Raw genomic sequence first — 18,834 nt, 5'->3', positions numbered from 1 at the left:
GTGATATAAATCATTAATTTAAAGAAATTTATAATTAGTAAACAAATTTTTTGAGTATTACGAAAATAGTGCTTAAATTTGCTGACGTTTACAACGAGGAAAAATTTGACCTGATTGCAACCTCTATAAAAAAATGCTAAAACAGTATTCTTTTTTCTGGGCAATTTTTATTCTTATTTTTCTTCGTCAATATTTTTAATCTAAAAAACAAAGAATAATATGTCTTATTTATTTACGTCTGAATCAGTTTCAGAAGGACATCCGGATAAAATTGCCGATCAAATCTCAGATGCATTAATCGACCATTTTTTGGCCTATGATAAAAGCTCAAAAGTAGCATGTGAAACGCTTGTAACAACGGGACAGGTTGTATTGGCCGGAGAGGTGAAGTCTGATGCCTATCTTGACGTACAGACGATTGCCAGGGAAGTAATCAACGGGATCGGATATACTAAAGGAGAATATATGTTCAATGGAGATTCTTGTGGGGTAATTTCTGCTATTCATGAGCAGTCTCCTGATATCAACCAGGGTGTTGACAGGGCGGTAAATGATGAGTCCTTTGAAGCAAAAGCAAATGCGCAGGGTGCAGGTGATCAGGGAATGATGTTCGGATATGCAACTAACGAGACGGCGAATTATATGCCTCTTGCTTTAGATCTTGCCCATACGATCCTTAAGGAACTTTCTGCTATCAGGAGAGAAAATAAGGAAATTACCTATTTGCGTCCTGATGCGAAAAGCCAGGTAACCATTGAGTATTCTGATGATCATAAGCCTATCAGAATCGATTCTATTGTAGTTTCTACGCAGCATGATGATTTCGGGACAGAAGAAGAAATGCTGAATAAAATCCGTGAGGATATCAAAAAATATCCTTGTTCCCAGAGTAGTTGCACAACAAACAGAAGAAATTAAGGCATTATTTAACGATCAGATTAAATATCATATCAATCCGACGGGTAAATTCGTCATCGGAGGTCCTCACGGAGATACCGGCCTTACAGGCAGAAAGATTATCGTGGATACGTATGGAGGTAAAGGGGCTCACGGTGGTGGTGCATTCTCAGGAAAAGATCCTTCCAAAGTAGACAGAAGTGCGGCTTATGCGACAAGACATATTGCTAAAAATTTAGTTGCTGCAGGAGTTGCAGATGAAGTGTTGGTACAGGTTTCTTATGCCATCGGGGTTGCTGAACCATGTGGTTTATACATCAATACTTATGGAACAGCAAAAGTGGATCTTCATGATGGAGATATCGCTAAAAAGGTTTCTACAATATTCGATCTGAGACCTTATGCTATCGAACAGAACCTGAAGCTGAGAAATCCTATTTACCAGGAAACGGCTTCTTACGGCCACATGGGTAAAGAGCATTATATTGCTGATAAGACCTTCAATAAAGGTCAGAAAAATGAACTTACCCTGAAGGATCTTGAATTCTTTACCTGGGAAAAACTAGACAAAGTAGAAGAAATTAAAGCTGCTTTTGGTATTTAATTTTTTCTTTACAGAATAAATAGACTGCTTTATCTTTGGATAAGGCAGTTTTTTTTTAATTTTACAGCTTAATAATTGAAAGATGATGAATTTTAGAATTGCAATCGCTATCCTGTCCGTGCTTATTATGGGTACACTGGTAAAAGCACAATATACTATGCATAAAATGATCAGTGTGGGGTATACTTATCAGAATCAGAGTTTTGGCGAAGTGGGCGGTAAATTGCTTTTCCTTAAAAATGATGATGTGATTTACAGGCTGGGAGGTTCTGCTATGATGGGAGGCGTAGATTCAAAATTTGCCATTATGCCAAAAATACAGGCCGATGTCTTGCTGAATTTTCAGAAGGATGTGGATTTTTATCATTCTTTTTACTTTTTAGCGGGGGCAGAAGGTACTAATAAATATATTGCACCGAAAATAGGAGTTACCTTATTTGGTTTATTAGATCTTACGGGTGGCTATGCTTTTCCTATCGGAGACACCCGGTTGAATGGTAAGGAAATGAAAGGGCTGAATATTAATTTTACATTAAATATCCCTACAGTCTTTATTCATGACATGTTTAAGTGATTTTTTTTTATTTTTTTCTATGAAAAATTAATATTTGCTTAACAGTTATTAAAAAATTATTATATTTACACCATAATATAATTGTACTGCCTATTGAAGAGACTTTACTCTAAAACTGTTTTGTATTTACAGCAAAGACCAGATGACAATCTGGAGGAATACCTGTCTGCAAATTTATATTGAGAAGAGTTATGGAATCAAAATCGGATAGTTTACTAATTTCGCTTTACCAGAAAGGAAGGGAAGAGGCTTTATCAGCCCTTATTCATCGCCATCAGAGAGAATTGTTTACATTCATTTTTTACAAAATTAATGATGAAGATTTAGCCAACGATATTTTTCAGGATACATTCATGAAGATTATTGTAATGCTGAAAGAAGGACGCTATAACGAAGAAGGCAAATTTATTCTGTGGGCTAAGAGAATCGCTCACAATTTAATTATCGACCATTTCAGAGCCAAATCTAAAAATATCAAAGTTTCAGAAACCACTTTTGAAACGGATGAGTATTCTATTTTTGATCTAATCAGGGAGCCTTCTGAAAATATTGAAGACCAGCTTGTGTCTAACCAGATTCAGGAAGACTTATTAAAAATGCTGCAATTCCTTCCATTGAATCAGCAGGAAGTAATCAAATTAAGGTTTTTTGACGGACTGAGTTTTAAAGAAATTGCAGATCATACGGATATGAGTATTAATACAACATTGGGGAGAGTAAGATATGCACTGATAAACCTGAGAAAAATCATGGATGAAAACAATATAATATTAACCAGATAGATAATATTTAGTAAAATTTCACGTTTTTAAGGAAAACATACTTCGCTTATGAAAAAAAAATGACTCCTTAAAAGTGAAAACTTTGAAACCTAAGAAACAAACCATTGATTTTTTACTTAATTTTTCTAAAAGCCTGGAAATTGTAAAATCCAGGAGCAAGAATTATCCTGTTTCGAAAAATTAAAATGATTAACTTTGTGCTGTATGAAGATGCAGCACATATTTTTTGATCTGGACAATACGCTCTGGGATCATCGCAAAAATGCCTATCTGACCATCAAGGATTTATTTGAAAAACAGGAAATTACTTCGAAGTATAGTATTGACTTTGAAGAATTTCATGCTGTTTACCATGAGATTAATGAAGATTTGTGGGAAAAAATCAGAGATGGAATTATAGGTAAAGAGTATTTGAGAGAACACCGTTTTTATGATGCATTCAGACATTTCGGTGTAGAAGATAAAGAGCTGGCTCATTATTTTGAAGAAAATTTCCTTGATAATATTGTCGGCTATAACGAACTGGTAGAAGGTGCAGAAGATGTCCTTGAATATTTAAAGGCAAAGAATTATACGTTACATATTATTTCCAATGGTTTCCAGGAAGTAACAGAAAGAAAGTGTACCTTATCCGGAATTGCCCCTTATTTTGAAACCATTACCAGTGCAGATTCTATTGGAGTAAGAAAACCTAACCCAAGAATTTTTGAATATTCTTTGAGTCTTTCTGAAGCAAAAAAGGAAGAAAGCATCCTGATTGGGGATGACTGGATTGCTGATGCCATGGGAGCAAGAGACTTCGGAATGGAAGCTATTTTTTTCGATGTTTATAAAGAAGGGAGAAAAGAAGAAGGCTTAAAAGCCATCACCCATCTTCAGCAGATTAAAGAATACTTATAATATTCAATACCATACAATGGAAAACCAGTAAGCCGCAATTCTTACTGGTTTTTTATTATCGAGATATTATTTCTAAATCTCAGCTAGGGTTATGATACAACATTATTTAGGTGGGCTTTAGCCCACTCAAATGATATTATATTTTCTTTGTCTTTAGTCTAATCCAATATGACAATGCTCATGTCCTTGAAAAACACAATAATTTTAGGTTTCATCAATAGCGGGCTTTAGCCCGCTTAAACAAAAAATATAACCCATCCATCGGATTTAGCCAAAACCTATCGACATACACTATCATGTATTCATTCATCTCAAAAATATAAACATCCGTTTTAGCAAATGAAGTTATTCCCAATTCTTTCCCAAATTGATTCAGAACTTTGCCTTATAATCATAACATAAAAATTTAATATTATGAAAAATGTAAAGAAAATCACAGGGGTATTTATTTTATTTTTTATGGTAATAGGAGGATTGATTTCTGCACAGGACAGGGCAATACATCCTAATCAGTTGCCCAAAACTGCCAAGAACTTTCTGTCTGCTCATTTTAAAGGAATACCTGTCACATCCGCTATTGAAGACAGAGAAATTTATGGTGTGGATGAATATAAGGTGTATCTGAGTAACGGAATGAAAATAGAATTTGATAGTAACGGAAACTGGAAAGAAGCGGATGGGAAGCATCAGAAGCTGCCTTATGGCTTTATTCCCGTATCTATTAAAAATTATAGCACCCGTAATTTCCCCAATACCTATATTACCAAAATTGAAAAGAAAAGATGGTCTTATAAAGCGGATCTTTCTAACGGATTGGAGCTCGAATTTGACAGAAACGGGAACTTTAAAAGAATTGATGACTAATTCTGAAGATTAATGTTTAACAATAAATTGAGTATTATGGTTAACTGGAATTTAATTGGAGCTCATGGAAAGAATTCTTCAAATGTGATTAGAAAAAGCATAGTGTCTTACATGACGAAACATTTTCCATGCAGTGTAGTTCATTCTATTGAGCAAAAATATAGTGCCTACAAAATCCATCTTCTGAATGGGCTGTGTCTTATTTTTGACGCCAACGGCCGTTATGTAAAAAGCAGTTAATAGCCTTATGAAAGAATATCAGGAGAACAAAACCGGAGATTATTTACTGATAATTGACCTTTTGTGTATTGTCTATCACATTACTCTCTTATTGATTCTATTTTCCTGAATCTCCGGTTTTCTTACAAATCCATTATTTTTATATATTTGATATACGCTAGCCCATGTAGCAGATAATAAGCAGCAAGTATGAAGATCCTACTAATAGAAGATGAACCTGAATTAAGAGATACTGTACGGAAATTTCTGGAAGCAGAGCATTTTATCGTGGAACAGGCAGACAATTACAATTCAGGTTTGGAAAAGATTATTTCTTATGAATATGATTGCATTCTTCTGGATATAATGCTGCCCGATGGAAGTGGAATAGATCTGCTGAAAGAAATTAAAAAAATGCACAAGAAAGACCCGGTGATTATTCTTTCTGCCAAGGATTCGGTAGATGATAAAGTAACCGGTTTGGAGATTGGTGCAGATGATTATCTCGCAAAGCCTTTTCACCTTGCAGAACTCATGGCAAGGATTAAGTCTGTTATCAGAAGAAATCACCAGGATGGAGAGCATACGATTCAATATAAGAACATAGTGATAGATCCGGAAATCCGGAAAGTAAAGGTAGGAGATGAAGAATTGGTGCTTAACCGTAAAGAATATGATCTCCTGTATTATTTTGTTATTCACCCTGAAAAAACATTACAGAAAACAACATTAGCAGAAGCGATCTGGGGGGACTACATCGATCAGGCGGATAGCCTGGATTTTATTTATTCCCAGATTAAGAACCTGCGGAAAAAATTAAAAACACTTCATGCAGAAGCGGACTTTCAGGCTGTATACGGAATAGGTTATAAATTTGTCTGATGAAAGTTTCGTTAAAATATTTTACCATAAAATACCTGATTATGATCCTCCTGCTGGTTATTGCAGTGTGGGCAGGGTTATTTTATGCCTATATCCTGGATGAAGTACATGATAATGTAGACGATGGCTTAAGAGACAGGAAGATACAGATTATCAAAGCGGTTTATTTGAATCCGCAGTTGCTGAAGAATAACGAATTCGGATTTAATGAATTTAAAATTAATCCTATAACGGCAGCAGAATACAAAAACAGAAGCAGACTCTATAATAAAATGTACTATATGGAGTATGATGACAAGGACCAGCCTTACCGGGTACTTGAAGCTGATTTTATTGACCAGTACAAGAACCATCAGCGACTTGTTATAAGAACTTCTACCGTGGAGGAAGATGAGTTGATATACGATCTGACCACCGCCCTGATTGTACTTTATACTCTTCTTGTCATAAGTATTGTGGGAGTGAATGCTTATTTGCTTAATAAGGCGATGCGTCCGTTCTATTCAATTCTGGAAAAGCTGAAGAAATACCAGTTTGGAATTCCTTTCCCTCAGGAAAAGCAGGAGTATCCCATCAAAGAATTTGAAGAACTGAATATAGAAATTGATGAAATGATCGACCGGAATGAATTGGTTTTTTATCAGCAGAAACAGTTTATTGAAAATGCATCCCATGAACTTCAGACTCCATTGGCTATTGTTATCAATAAGATAGACCTCCTTATTCAGAATGATGATCTTGACAAAAAAAATCTCAACTTTCTGATTGAAGTGAAGAACGATCTGAGAAGAATGGTAGGGTTGAATAAATCTTTATTAATGCTTTCTAAAATAGAGAACAGCCAGTTCAATAAAACCTCCGGCGTCGATTTCAATGCCCTTATCAGTAAGCTTGTTCATAATTATGAGGATTTTATAGATTTTAAAAAAGTAAATGTCAGTATTATTGAACAGGGACATTTCGAAGCCGATTTTAATCAGGATCTTGCCGATATTATGCTTTCCAATCTTCTGAAAAATGCCATTAAATATAATCACGAAGAAGGAACTTTAAACATCATTATAGAAAATAACAGAATCACGTTTCAAAACAGTGGAGCTGGAACTCCCCTGGATAAATCCAAAATCTTCAATCGTTTTTACAAGCAGGGAACTGATCATAGTTCCACCGGTCTGGGATTATCTATCATTAAGACGATTATCAGACAATATCCCGGCTGGGATGTTACCTATGAGTTTGAAGATAATATGCACTATTTTATCTTGGTAAAAAATAAAGTCTGAACGTAAGAATAAATAAATGTGTTAAAAGGATCGGCGGGCTCACGAAGTGAGCCCGCCGATTTCTTATAGTTGAAACTGAAGCTTGGAATTAAAACCCTAAGCTTGTTCTTACTCTTTTTAAAGTTTCATGAGCAATAGGTCTTGTTTTTTCAGCGCCTTGCTGTAGTTTTGCTTCCAGTTCGTCAAGGTTGTTCATATAATAGTCGAACGTCTCTCTTTCTTTAGCAAAACGTACCAGGATAAGGTCTAGCAATTCTTTTTTAGCATGACCATATCCAAAGTTCCCCGCAAGATATTTAGCCCTTAATTCCTCAGTTTGCTCCGGTGTAGCAATCAGCTGATAAATAGCAAACACCTTGTCTGTTTCCGGATCTTTTGGTTCTTCCAGAGACCTGGAATCGGTTTCAATACTCATAACCTGTTTTTTAAGCTCTTTCTCCGGTAAGAAAATATTGATGATATTCCCTCTTGATTTTGACATTTTCTGGCCATCTGTTCCCGGAACATACTTCGTGTCTTCCTGAAGCTCAGATTGTGGCAGCACAAGAATCTCTCCCATCTGATTGTTGAATCTTGAGGCAACATCCCTGGCAAATTCCAGGTGCTGAAGCTGATCTTTTCCTACAGGAACAATCTCTGCGTCATACAATAAAATGTCGGCAGCCATCAAAATAGGATAGGTAAACAAACCGGCGTTCACATCCTGAAGACGGTCTGCCTTATCCTTAAATGAGTGAGCCAATGTTAATCTTTGATAAGGAAAAAAACATGATAAATGCCAAGATAGTTCACAGGTTTCAGGAATATCACTTTGTCTGTAAAAATATGTTTTTTCGGTATCTAACCCACAAGCAAGCCAAGCCGCAGCAATTTCGTAGGTATTTTGTCTTAAAGTCTGCGCATCCTTAATCTGGGTAAGAGTGTGAAGATTTGCAATAAATAAAAATGATTCATTTCCTTCCTGCTTGGATAATTCAATAGCAGGAATAATCGCCCCAAGTAAATTTCCAAGATGGGGAGTTCCGGTGGCTTGAATGCCGGTAAGAATTCTTGACATTTGTTTACAATTTATATTTTAAAAATTAATGAATTGCAAATTTACGAGGTTTGATGGTAATAATGATTGAAAAGATCAAAAGATTATGGACTAAATTTCAATAGCTGCATCAATAGGGGGAGCTTTCCACCTCATCATACAGAACCTTTTTCATTGGCTTTAGCTAAAACATAGCAAAAACGATCAATCTTTTCCGGACATCTGTAAAATCCGTATCATCTGCAGTCAAAAAAATTAAGGAATTATAATCTTATTACCACCAAACTTAGGTTGTACACCAAAGATAAGATCCCAATACACCTTGGCTTTGGCAAGATATTCCCTTAAATTGGTTTTTAACCCTGCATATTTATTCACATCTTCTGCATTATACCCGAATGCATCTATTCCATTTTGTTGGGCTAAAAAAAACGGCTCTTTCGTTATGGAATTTCTGAGAGATAATCACCAATTTGGTTTGCCCAAAGATATCTTTAGCTCTTACTACAGAATCCAGCGTCCTGAATCCGGCATGATCCAAAATAATCTTATCTTGAGGAACACCTTGTTGGATCAATGCAAGCTGCATGTCTTCAGGTTCATTATAATCCTTAGTGCTGTTATCACCACTTACAATGATGTATTTTACTTTTCCACTCTTGTACAAATCTGCAGCCGCTTTAATTCTATTATAAAAATAGGCGTTGGGCATCCCGTTATTTAACGCTTTTCCGGTTCCCAATAACAGGGCCGTTTTAGTTTCAGGAACATCGGCGATGTTATAGGATACAGAGGTCTCGCTTTCTTTTTTAATGCTATAATTAGCCCAGGCAATAAAAATAATTCCTGCTACAAAAAGAAGCAGGAAAATTTTTAAAATATTTAGGAATATTCTTTTCATTCAATATTTCTTAAAATTCAAGACCATTCGGGAATGCTTTTTTTCTGAAAATAAGTAATAAAGCAGCACCTACGGTAATAGCAGAGTCTGCTACATTGAAAATATATTTAAAGAATTCAAGATGTTTACCTCCGATGATAGGCCAGTTATCAGGAACATACCAGTCTACCAGCGGGAAGTGAAGCATATCTACTACACAGCCTTTCATGAAGGTGGAATACCCTTGTCCGAACGGAACAAATTTGGAAATACCGCCATAGCCGATCCATCGGTCTATGCTTGGATCATATACCGTTCCGCTGTCGAAGATCATCCCGTAGAACATTCCGTCAATAATGTTTCCTATTGCTCCTGCAAAAATAATGGACATTGGAATTAAAAGGTAGTTGGAAGCGCCTTGCTGCAACCATTTTCTGAACATGTAAACCATTCCTCCGATCAGAAAAAGTCTTAAGATGACCAGAAAGTATTTTCCGATAACCCCTCCGAAATGAAGGCCGTAAGCCATTCCCGGATTTTCCACAAAGGTGAGCTTAAATCCCGGAAAAACAGAAACACTGTCATCCAGGTTGAAATGCGTTTTAATATAAATTTTTGAAGCCTGGTCAATCAATAATACTAAAAATGTTATCGCTAAAATCTTTTTCATTACTGTCCTTTAGGTTTAGAAGGTTTTGTAGACGCTTTACCATTTTTATTGTCGCTGGCTTTCTTGATTACTTTTTGTCCGTTAAAGGAACTTTTAACATGAGCCTTTTCAAACTTGATGTTCATTTCTTTCAAAACGCTTTTCAATGCGTTGAGCTCCATAGAATTTTTCGGATGTACTATGATAGATTCCATTTCTTATATTTAATTGTTACATTTTAGACAATTCTTCAAGTCTTTTTCTGTCTTTTGCAGACAGGTCATTGACTCCGTTTTTGCCCATCTTACCCAATAGCTTGTCGATTTCCTTCTCCCGTTCGCGTTTATCAGAGTTAAACTGATCATCAATGGTGTAGTAAGTGTGTTTTTTCGGGAAAAATCTGCTTCTGATCCATTCCCTGTTGAAAAAAGCCAACGCTGCCGCCACAATGATCACCAAAATTAATACTTCGTTCATGGGTATACATTAAAAATTAGGTTTATAAAGTATCCATGAATACGATATAAACCCAATATTATTTTACAAACCTTTCGGCTATTTCTGCATATTTTTCGCTTCGATGCTCAACGTGGCATGAGGAACAGCTAATAATCTTTCCTTAGGAATCAGTTTTCCTGTTACTCTGCAGACACCATACGTTTTATTTTCGATTCTGATTAAAGCATTCTTAAGGTCACGCACGAATTTTTCCTGTCTTCCTGCCAAAATAGAATTCTGCTCCTTACTCAACGTTTCTGCGCCTTCTTCAAAAGCTTTGAAGGTAGGAGAAGTATCATCTGTACCATTATTTTGATCATTGATGAAACTTTCTCTGATCAGTTGAAGATCTTTTTCTGCTTTTTCTATTTTTTCTTTAATAACTGCTTTAAATTCCTGCAAATCAGCATCGCTGTATCTAACTCTTTCGTCTGACATATTCTTTCTCTTTTTTAATAAAATTATGAAATGGAATTTGAAATACAATAACTACATGTTAATTTTTTTCAATATTTATCTTAAAATTAACCTCATCTATCTCGATTTCGTTAAAATTTAAAAGTGAAGATACAATTTCTATTTTATTTGACAAGACTTCAGAAGAAATATATTCCTCATTTTTCTTAATATCTTCCATGAATGGTGAATTTTCTTCAAGGAAGATTGTAATTCTGTCTGTCAGCTCAAAATCTTTATCTTTTCTCAGGTTTTGAACTCTGTTAATAAATTCTCTTGCAATACCTTCAGATTTTAACTCATCTGTTAACGTCAAATCTAATGCCACAGTTGTTTTTCCATCAGTAGTTACCGTCCATCCCGGGATGTCTTTTGTAGAAATTTCCACATCATCAAGGGTGATCTCATATCCCTGGATATCTAGCTTTCCTTCTTTTTCAAGAACGGTAATCTGTTCTGGGGTAAGATTGCTGATCTCAGTTCCTACTACCTTCATATCCTTTCCTAGTTTAGGGCCCAGAGCTTTGAAATTAGGCTTTATTTGTTTTACAATTAAGTGAGCGGCTTCCTCCGCATTGATCAATTGTAATTCTTTAACATTTACTTCCTGTTTGATAAGGTCTGCCATAGCAAGAATCTGTGCTTCCGTTTTAGCATCCAGTACAGGAATCAATACTTTTTGCAGGGGCTGACGTACCTTTACGTTTTCTTTCTTTCTGAGAGAGAAAACCATACTGGTGATATTCTGTGCCAGGTGGGTTTTTTCAACCAGATCCTGATCGATTAAACTTTCATCAGCTACCGGGAAGTCGGTAAGATGTACAGACTCACAATTTTCCTTACCTGTCACTTTATTTAAATCCTGATACAACTGATCCATAAAGAACGGCGCAATAGGGGCGGATAATTTAGCCACTACTTCAAGACAGGTGTACAAAGTCTGGTACGCAGAGATCTTATCATCCGAATAATCTCCTTTCCAGAAACGTCTTCTGCACAATCTTACATACCAGTTACTCAGGTTATCATTCACAAATGTGCTGATGGCCCTGGCAACTCTTGTTGGTTCGTAATCTTCATAGAATGCTTTTACTTCTTTGATTAACAAGTTCAGCTCAGAAAGTATCCATCTGTCAATTTCAGGACGATTTTCTATTTCTTTCTCTGAATAGTTGAACCCATCAACGTTGGCATACAATGCAAAGAATGAATAGGTGTTATAAAGGGTTCCGAAGAACTTTCTTCTCACCTCATCAATTCCTTCAATGTCAAACTTCAGGTTTTCCCATGGGTTGGCATTAGAGATCATATACCAACGGGTGGCATCAGGTCCGTAAACAGATAGTGTTTCGAACGGATCTACCGCATTTCCTAAACGTTTTGACATTTTTTTGTCCGTTTTTATCCAGAACAAGACCGTTACTCATTACATTTTTATAAGCAACAGAATCAAAAACAGCTGTACCGATAGCGTGTAATGTATAGAACCAGCCACGGGTCTGGTCTACACCCTCTGCGATGAAGTCAGCCGGGAATGCTTTATTGTTGTCGATTAACTCTTTATTTTCAAAAGGATAGTGCAACTGAGCATATGGCATAGAACCTGAATCGAACCAAACGTCAATCAGATCGCTTTCACGCTTCATTGCTTTTCCTGAATCGGAAACAAGAATTACTTTGTCTACTACATTTTTGTGAAGATCAACCAGCTCATAGTTAGATTCAGACATATTTCCGATAATGAAACCTTTGAACGGGTTTTCTTTCATGTATCCTGCTGCAACGGACTTTTCAATTTCGTTGTAAAGCTCCTCTACAGAACCTATGATCTTTTCTTCTTTCAGGTCATCCGTTCTCCAGATTGGTAACGGAATTCCCCAATATCTTGAACGGGATAAGTTCCAGTCATTTACATTTTCCAGCCAGTTGGCAAAACGTCCCTCACCTGTCGCTTTAGGCTTCCAGTTGATTTCTTTGTTTAAGTTAACCAGTCTGTCCTTTACAGCAGTCATTTTTACAAACCAGGAATCCAGCGGATAGTACAATACAGGCTTATCTGTTCTCCAGCAGTGTGGATAAGAGTGAACATATTTTTCTACTTTGAAGGCTTTGTTCTCTGTTTTCAACAAGATTGCAAGTTCTACATCCCATGATTTTTCAGGAGCAGTTCCTTCATCGTAGTATTCATTTTTGATATATTTTCCTGAAAATACTTCAGGGACATTTTCTCCCTGAATGAATTTACCCTGTAAATCTACCAATGGAACAAGATTGTCATTTTCATCTTTTACCAACATGGGCGGGATCTCAGGCTGAGCCATTTTAGCAACTCTAGCATCATCAGCACCAAAAGTAGGAGCTGTATGCACAATACCTGTACCATCCTCAGTAGTTACAAAATCACCTAAGATCACTCTGAATGCATTTTCAGGATTATCGTTTGGTGTAAACCAAGGAACCAATTGCTCATATCTTGTGTCAACAAGTTTTTCTCCGGTAAACTCTTTTAAAATCCTGTATGGAATTACTTTGGTTTCCGGAGTATAGCTGGCAAAATCTTCATCAGTGCCTTCCGTATATTTCTTACCGAATACTTTAGGTAAAAGAACGCTGGATAATACAACTGTTACCGGTTCAAAGGTGTATTGGTTGAATGTTTTAACCAATACATATTCGATATCTCTTCCCACGGTAAGCGCTGTATTGGATGGTAGCGTCCATGGAGTGGTTGTCCATGCAAGGATATGAACGTCTCCGTCAACATCGTTAAACAAAGTGGAAGAATCTTTTTTCACTTTAAACTGAGCTACAACCGTTGTATCGGAAACATCACGATAGGTTCCAGGCTGGTTCAGTTCATGGGAAGAAAGTCCTGTTCCCGCTTTTGGAGAGTAAGGCTGGATGGTGTAGCCTTTATACAACAAATTTTTGTCGTATAATTGCTTCAACAGCCACCAGACGGTTTCCATGTATTTTGACTTGTACGTGATATACGGATCATCAAGATCTACCCAATATCCGATTTTTTCAGTAAGGTTATTCCATACGTCAGTATAACGCATTACCGCTTCACGACAAGCTTTGTTATAGTCTTCAATAGAGATTTTTTTGCCAATATCTTCCTTGGTGATTCCTAATTCTTTTTCCACTCCAAGTTCAACAGGAAGTCCATGTGTATCCCAACCCGCTTTACGGAAAACCTGCTTTCCGTTCTGAGTCTGGAAACGACAAAAAATATCCTTTAATGCTCTTGCCATTACGTGGTGAATTCCAGGCATACCGTTTGCTGAAGGCGGACCCTCATAAAAAACAAACTCAGGATTTCCCTGACGGATCTCAACACTTTTATTGAAAGTTTTATTTTGTTTCCAAAATTCTGCTACATTCTCTGCTACGTCAATAAGGTTGAGGTTTTTGTATTCTTTAAATTGGCTCATTGTATAGATCTCAATATCGTTGATTAATTAAGTCTGCAAATTTAGTGATTTTTGTCGGTTTATAATATATGTTTTATTTAGGTAATTTCTATTAAAAAGTTCAATTTCAGAAATATAAGTAAAAAGAAGAGGAAAAAGTGAATGATGATGATAAATAAGTGGATTTTCAATATAGGTTTTAATAGCTTTAGAAGCCTGTTTATTCAATAGAAGTGGGCTTTAGCCCTCTTAAAAAAAATTAAACCAATCCATTGGCTTTAGCTCAAACTTAAATATAATTTCTCGCAGCTCAAACAGATTTCGCAGATTTATCCATAACCATCTATGAAAATCTGTTTGATCTGTGGGAAAAATAAAACCAGCTAAAGCAATATAGCACGATCATTGCTTGAAATCTCATATATTTAAGAACTAAACCCAAATGCTGTATGAAAATCTTCTCTAAACTGATGATTGCGACCTGTTTTATCTATACAATCATCACACAAGCCCAAAATAACTATCCCCAAAATTATTTCCGCAATCCACTGAATATTCCCATGCAGCTGGCTGCCAATTTCGGGGCAGTAAGAACCAATCATTTCCATATGGGACTGGACCTTCGGACTAACAGTCAGGAAAACCTGTCTGTACTTGCAGCAGCAGATGGCTATGTAAGCAGAATAAAAGTGGAACGATACGGCTTTGGAAATGCAATATACATTACCCATCCCAATGGATATACAACTGTTTATGCTCATCTGAACAAATATTTTGATCAACTTGACGCGTATGTAAAAGAAAGACAATATAAAGACGAAAAATGGGAACAGGATATCACCTTTCAGCCAGGACAATTTCCGGTTACAAAAGGCCAGCTTATTGCTTTGAGCGGAAATACCGGCGGATCAGCAGGTCCACATCTGCATTTTGAAATCCGGGATACAAAAACGGAAGAATGTCTTAATCCCTTGCTCTTTGGCTTTGCGATTCCTGATAATGTTGCCCCGATTATCAGCGGGCTGTATTGGTATGACCGGAGGTTCAGTACCTATGAGCCGGGAGCAAACAGTGTTGCTGTTAAAAAAGCAGGAAATGCTTATACTGCTGATGTGGTCAGAGTCAATTCACCTCTGATAAGTTTTGCAATCAAAGCTGTGGATAAGGCGAATAAGGGATTCAATCTTGGAGTTTATCAGGCGGAATTAATAATGGATGGTAAATCAATCTATAGTTTTTCTATTGATAAAGTGAGTTATGATGATACCCGGTATGAGAACGGATGTATTGATTATACTAAATTTTCCAGAGATAAAATAAGTATTCAACATCTGTCAGTCTTGCCGGGAACGAGATTGCAGAACTATAGTAATCCAGGTTTATCCGGGATTATTAACCTTCAGGATAATGAGGTTCATCAGATTGAAATTATTTTAAAAGATGTTAAAGGAAATACAAGCCGGTTAACAACAAAAGTCCAGCTTGGCACACCAGTAAATAAAATTAACCCGACAGGGAATATGGTGCAACCCAATGAATCCAAAATAATCACTACACAGAATTCTGAGATCAGTTTCAGTAAAAATGCGTTTTATGACGCTGTCAATTTTAATGCCTATGAAGAACAGGTATCCGATATTAATGTGATCTCCAATACGGTTGTTTTACATAGTCCTTATATTCCCGTTCATGATAATTATACGATAAAAATTAAACCCAATAAAAAATTAAGCAGGGAAGAAAAAGAAAAAATAGTCGTTTTGTTTGATTATGGAAGCGATACGGATGCCGTAAAAGGAAAATGGAATGGTGATTGGGTGGAAGGACAGTTTAACAGGCTGGGAACCGTCAGATTGGTTTTGGATAATACTTTGCCGTCTGTTCTTTCGGGCTGGAAGGAAGGATCCGTTGTCAATAGCAGTTCCTTACGGTTGAAAGGCAGTACAAAAGTGGGGGACATCACTTCATTCCGGGCAGAACTGGACGGCAAATGGCTTCGTTTCGCCAGGGTGAAGAATGATTTTGTATATATTTTTGATGAAAAATGCCCGAAAGGTTCAGGTTTGCATACCTTAAAAGTTACCACCATCAATACAGCAGGGAATACCAATGTACAAACTTTTACCTTTCAGAGATAAATAAACAAAGAAGAGTATCTTTTCATCTTTTACTACTTCAATCCTTTAATTTTAGATAAATTTGTCCTTTAAAAATAAACACCATTGGAATTCTATCCACCCATCGAAAAATCCGGCATTCAGGAAATCAAACGTTTTCAGGAGGAAAAGCTCCGCGAACTGTTGATCTATCTTGATACTCATTCTCCGTTTTATCAGCAGCTGTTCAAAGAAAACAAAATCAATATTGAAGAAATCAGAACATTGGAAGATCTGCAGAAAATACCTACGACTACTAAAAATGATCTGCAGCAGAACAACCACGATTTTTTCTGTATTCCACCGGATAAAATTGTAGATTATAGTACTACTTCCGGAACGTTGGGCGATCCTGTTACTTTTGGATTATCTGATAATGATCTTGAAAGACTGGCCTATAATGAAGCCATATCCTTTGCTTGTGCCGGTATCCGAAAAGGAGATGTTGTACAGATGATTACAACCATAGATAAGAGGTTTATGGCAGGGCTTGCTTATTTTTTAGGTTTAAGAAAAATGGGAGCCAGTGTTGTCAGGATGGGACCGGGGATTCCTGAGCTGCAATGGGACTCCATTTTCAGATATAAGCCCAAATATTTAATCACAGTTCCTTCCTTTCTGCTAAAAATGATTGATTATGCAGAAAAGCATGGTATCGACTATAAAAATTCAAGTGTTTACGGAGCTGTTTGTATAGGAGAAAGCATCAAAAACCAGGACTTTACTGATAATATCCTTTCACAGAAGATCAAAGAAAAATGGGACATCAGATTGTTCTCAACCTATGCATCCACTGAAATGAGTACAGCCTTTACGGAATGTGAATATCAGGTAGGGGGGCATCATCATCCCGAGCTTATTATCACAGAAATTTTTGGATGATGAAGGTAATCCTGTAAAAGAAGGAGAGAGTGGAGAATTAACCGTCACCACGCTGGGAGTAGAAGCTCTTCCTTTATTGAGATTTAAAACCGGGGACATTGTAAAAGCACACTACGAACCTTGCGAATGTGGAAGAAATACAATGAGGCTCGGCCCCGTGATTGGAAGGAAGCAGCAAATGATCAAATATAAGGGTACCACATTGTATCCACCGGCAATGAATGATATTCTGAACGATTTCAATACTATCTTATGTTATCAGATTGTGATCCGGTCTAATGAAATAGGGCTTGATGAGATTATCATCAAATTGAGTACGGAAGAAGAAAGTGAAGTTTTTGTAAATGAAGTAAGGGATCATTTCCGTGCCAAGCTGAGAGTGAGCCCGAAAATTGAAATGGTGGACTTTGATATTCTTTCCAAGGTTGTTTTCAATCCCAATAGCAGAAAACCCATTACTTTTATTGATTTAAGATAAATGAATCAGAAGCATAAAAAACGGCCTGAATTTCAGGCCGTTTTTTATGCTTGATTTTGTTGTTCCTGTTTTTCTGATTTGATGAGGTTTGCAAGATTTTTGATCACTGTATCATGCTTTTTTACAAAAGGATTATCTTTATTCCAGACATACCCTGCCAATACAGCACATATTTTTTTCTTTACATCCGGATTTTCCGGCTGGTGGAAGAATAATTCCTGAAGATTTCCGGTGTACCACTCCTTTACATAGGTAGTGAAAACATCCACGCCATATAGAATATAATCGGTATATTCTGTTTGCCAGTTAATTTTCTCACCGTTTAACTGCCTTAAAGCCAGTTTTGCAGCAAGCATCCCTGATTCCGTAGCGAAAGCCATTCCCGATGAGAAAACAGGGTCAAGGAATTCAGAAGCATTCCCGGTTAGGGCAAATCCGTCCCCAAATAATTTTTTTACAGAACATGAATAATCTTTCAGGTGTCTTGGCTCAAACAAAAATTCTACATCACCAAAGCGTTTTACATAATAATCTGAAAGGGAAATGGCTTTTCTTAAGGCTTCAGCAGTATCACCATTGGTGGACAGCTTATCAATATAATCAGTAGGGCCTACAATTCCCAGGCTGGTATTCCCATTGGAAAAAGGAATAACCCAAAGCCATACTTCCGTTTCAATGATATCAAAAGAAATTAAAGTTCCCTCTTCTCCTTCTTCTCTGTTGATGTCTTTTACATGAGAAAAGATAGCGGAATGTGGAGAGAGTTTTGAAGGTTTTTCCAGGTCTAGCAGTCTGGGAAGAACTCTTCCATAGCCACTTGAGTCAATTACAAATTTGGCATGGATTTCTTTGGTTTCCCCATTTTTATTTTTAACGGTGGTCACAGAATCTGTTCCGTCAAACCTGATATCTATAACTTCTGTTTCAAATTCAAGATCGATTCCTTTATTAATGACTTCCTGTGCCAATGTATTGTCAAAATCAGCCCTGGGAACCTGCCAGGTCCAATCCCATCCTTCGCCGAATTTATTACTGAAATCAAAAATGCAGACTTCATCGCCGCGGAGGAAACGTGCTCCTAGTTTTTTTTCAAAGCCCATCTTGTCCAATGCCGGAAAAAGTCCTGCTTCATCAAAGTGGTCCATTACTCTTGGAATTAAGCTTTCCCCAACAACAAGTCTGGGGAATTTTGCCTTTTCGACAACTTTTACGTTGACATTATTCTTCTTTAGATATGAAGAAGATACGCATCCCGAAGGCCCGGCTCCGATTACGAGAACGTCAACAAATTCTTTGCTCATCTTTGATTTTTTATTTTAATAATAACTTCTATCTTTGCCGCAAAATTAGTGACAAATAATTAATATTTTACAAAATT

General features: G+C 36.7%; 13 protein-coding genes and 4 pseudogenes. 9 read left to right on the top strand and 8 right to left on the bottom strand.

The genetic code is table 11. The annotated features are described in order from the left end of the window. Positions 1 to 219: 219 nt before the first annotated feature. The 7 genes and pseudogenes from metK (at position 220) to HX13_RS02355 (ending at position 7,005) form a co-directional block, all read left to right on the top strand. Positions 220 to 1,501 (top strand): annotated as a pseudogene (gene metK, locus HX13_RS02390) (methionine adenosyltransferase). Between the two features lie 82 nt (positions 1,502 to 1,583). Next, positions 1,584 to 2,075: a hypothetical protein gene (locus tag HX13_RS02385; RefSeq protein WP_128572162.1), complete on the top strand. Its 492-nt coding sequence runs from the start codon at positions 1,584 to 1,586 to the stop codon at positions 2,073 to 2,075. A 191-nt stretch (positions 2,076 to 2,266) separates the two neighbouring features. Further along, a complete protein-coding gene (locus HX13_RS02380; protein WP_050019764.1) occupies positions 2,267 to 2,857 on the top strand; it encodes an RNA polymerase sigma factor in 591 nt (196 codons plus the stop codon). Between the two features lie 204 nt (positions 2,858 to 3,061). Then, complete coding sequence (locus HX13_RS02375) at positions 3,062 to 3,757, top strand: YjjG family noncanonical pyrimidine nucleotidase (protein ID WP_050019763.1); 696 nt, start codon at positions 3,062 to 3,064, stop codon at positions 3,755 to 3,757. Positions 3,758 to 4,171: 414 nt separating this feature from the next. Continuing rightward, the gene (locus HX13_RS02370) at positions 4,172 to 4,621 is read left to right on the top strand and encodes a PepSY-like domain-containing protein (protein ID WP_050019762.1); all 450 of its coding nucleotides are present in this window, start codon (positions 4,172 to 4,174) and stop codon (positions 4,619 to 4,621) included. A 429-nt stretch (positions 4,622 to 5,050) separates the two neighbouring features. Next, entirely contained in the window at positions 5,051 to 5,722 is a 672-nt protein-coding gene (locus HX13_RS02360) for a response regulator transcription factor (RefSeq protein WP_050019760.1), read from the top strand. After that, positions 5,722 to 7,005 (top strand): sensor histidine kinase, encoded by a 1,284-nt coding sequence (locus HX13_RS02355; RefSeq protein WP_050019759.1) that lies wholly within the window; start codon positions 5,722 to 5,724, stop codon positions 7,003 to 7,005. Before HX13_RS02360 ends, HX13_RS02355 begins: the two co-directional genes overlap by 1 nt. A gap of 88 nt (positions 7,006 to 7,093) precedes the next feature. Here HX13_RS02355 and trpS read toward each other — a convergent pair whose 3' ends face one another. The 7 genes and pseudogenes from trpS to ileS all read right to left on the bottom strand — a co-directional run bounded on the left by trpS (position 7,094) and on the right by ileS (position 13,961). Beyond that, positions 7,094 to 8,062 (bottom strand): tryptophan--tRNA ligase, encoded by a 969-nt coding sequence (gene trpS, locus HX13_RS02350; RefSeq protein WP_050019758.1) that lies wholly within the window; start codon positions 8,060 to 8,062, stop codon positions 7,094 to 7,096. Positions 8,063 to 8,296: 234 nt separating this feature from the next. After that, positions 8,297 to 8,942: pseudogene (locus HX13_RS02345) on the bottom strand (vancomycin high temperature exclusion protein). Positions 8,943 to 8,952: 10 nt separating this feature from the next. Continuing rightward, entirely contained in the window at positions 8,953 to 9,591 is a 639-nt protein-coding gene (locus HX13_RS02340) for a lipoprotein signal peptidase (RefSeq protein ID WP_050019757.1), read from the bottom strand. Next, positions 9,591 to 9,785 carry a DUF2683 family protein gene (locus tag HX13_RS02335; RefSeq protein ID WP_050019756.1) on the bottom strand — a complete coding sequence of 65 codons (195 nt, stop codon included), beginning with the start codon at positions 9,783 to 9,785 and terminating at the stop codon, positions 9,591 to 9,593. The genes HX13_RS02340 and HX13_RS02335 overlap by 1 nt, the downstream gene beginning before the upstream one ends. 16 nt (positions 9,786 to 9,801) lie before the next feature. Continuing rightward, entirely contained in the window at positions 9,802 to 10,047 is a 246-nt protein-coding gene (locus tag HX13_RS02330; RefSeq protein ID WP_050019755.1) for a DUF6576 domain-containing protein, read from the bottom strand. Between the two features lie 78 nt (positions 10,048 to 10,125). Continuing rightward, entirely contained in the window at positions 10,126 to 10,506 is a 381-nt protein-coding gene (locus HX13_RS02325; protein ID WP_050019754.1) for a TraR/DksA family transcriptional regulator, read from the bottom strand. 58 nt (positions 10,507 to 10,564) lie between these two features. After that, positions 10,565 to 13,961: pseudogene (gene ileS / locus HX13_RS02320) on the bottom strand (isoleucine--tRNA ligase). A gap of 428 nt (positions 13,962 to 14,389) precedes the next feature. On the opposite strand from ileS, the gene HX13_RS25895 reads away from it, so the two are divergent. Together HX13_RS25895 and HX13_RS02310 are read left to right on the top strand one after the other, a co-directional pair. Continuing rightward, complete coding sequence (locus HX13_RS25895; RefSeq protein ID WP_050019753.1) at positions 14,390 to 16,078, top strand: M23 family metallopeptidase; 1,689 nt, start codon at positions 14,390 to 14,392, stop codon at positions 16,076 to 16,078. Between the two features lie 84 nt (positions 16,079 to 16,162). After that, positions 16,163 to 17,456, top strand: a pseudogene (locus HX13_RS02310) (phenylacetate--CoA ligase family protein). Positions 17,457 to 17,500: 44 nt separating this feature from the next. Here the strand turns inward: HX13_RS02310 and HX13_RS02305 are convergent. Further along, complete coding sequence (locus HX13_RS02305; protein WP_050019752.1) at positions 17,501 to 18,757, bottom strand: NAD(P)/FAD-dependent oxidoreductase; 1,257 nt, start codon at positions 18,755 to 18,757, stop codon at positions 17,501 to 17,503. Positions 18,758 to 18,834: the final 77 nt, after the last annotated feature.

The sequence above is a fragment of the Chryseobacterium sp. P1-3 genome (assembly GCF_000738495.1).
Classification (GTDB): Bacteria; Bacteroidota; Bacteroidia; order Flavobacteriales; family Weeksellaceae; genus Chryseobacterium; species Chryseobacterium gallinarum.
This window is presented reverse-complemented; position numbering and strand designations above follow the sequence as displayed.

Excerpts from the sequence above, each read along its gene's own strand:
- HX13_RS02385 (WP_128572162.1), top strand. The coding sequence starts at position 1,584 with ATGATGAATTTTAGAATTGCAATCGCTATCCTGTCCGTGCTTATTATG.
- HX13_RS02380 (WP_050019764.1), top strand. The coding sequence starts at position 2,267 with ATGGAATCAAAATCGGATAGTTTACTAATTTCGCTTTACCAGAAAGGA.
- HX13_RS02375 (WP_050019763.1), top strand. The coding sequence starts at position 3,062 with ATGAAGATGCAGCACATATTTTTTGATCTGGACAATACGCTCTGGGAT.
- HX13_RS02370 (WP_050019762.1), top strand. The coding sequence starts at position 4,172 with ATGAAAAATGTAAAGAAAATCACAGGGGTATTTATTTTATTTTTTATG.
- HX13_RS02360 (WP_050019760.1), top strand. The coding sequence starts at position 5,051 with ATGAAGATCCTACTAATAGAAGATGAACCTGAATTAAGAGATACTGTA.
- HX13_RS02355 (WP_050019759.1), top strand. The coding sequence starts at position 5,722 with ATGAAAGTTTCGTTAAAATATTTTACCATAAAATACCTGATTATGATC.
- trpS (WP_050019758.1), bottom strand. The coding sequence starts at position 8,062 with ATGTCAAGAATTCTTACCGGCATTCAAGCCACCGGAACTCCCCATCTT.
- HX13_RS02340 (WP_050019757.1), bottom strand. The coding sequence starts at position 9,591 with ATGAAAAAGATTTTAGCGATAACATTTTTAGTATTATTGATTGACCAG.
- HX13_RS02335 (WP_050019756.1), bottom strand. The coding sequence starts at position 9,785 with ATGGAATCTATCATAGTACATCCGAAAAATTCTATGGAGCTCAACGCA.
- HX13_RS02330 (WP_050019755.1), bottom strand. The coding sequence starts at position 10,047 with ATGAACGAAGTATTAATTTTGGTGATCATTGTGGCGGCAGCGTTGGCT.
- HX13_RS02325 (WP_050019754.1), bottom strand. The coding sequence starts at position 10,506 with ATGTCAGACGAAAGAGTTAGATACAGCGATGCTGATTTGCAGGAATTT.
- HX13_RS25895 (WP_050019753.1), top strand. The coding sequence starts at position 14,390 with ATGAAAATCTTCTCTAAACTGATGATTGCGACCTGTTTTATCTATACA.
- HX13_RS02305 (WP_050019752.1), bottom strand. The coding sequence starts at position 18,757 with ATGAGCAAAGAATTTGTTGACGTTCTCGTAATCGGAGCCGGGCCTTCG.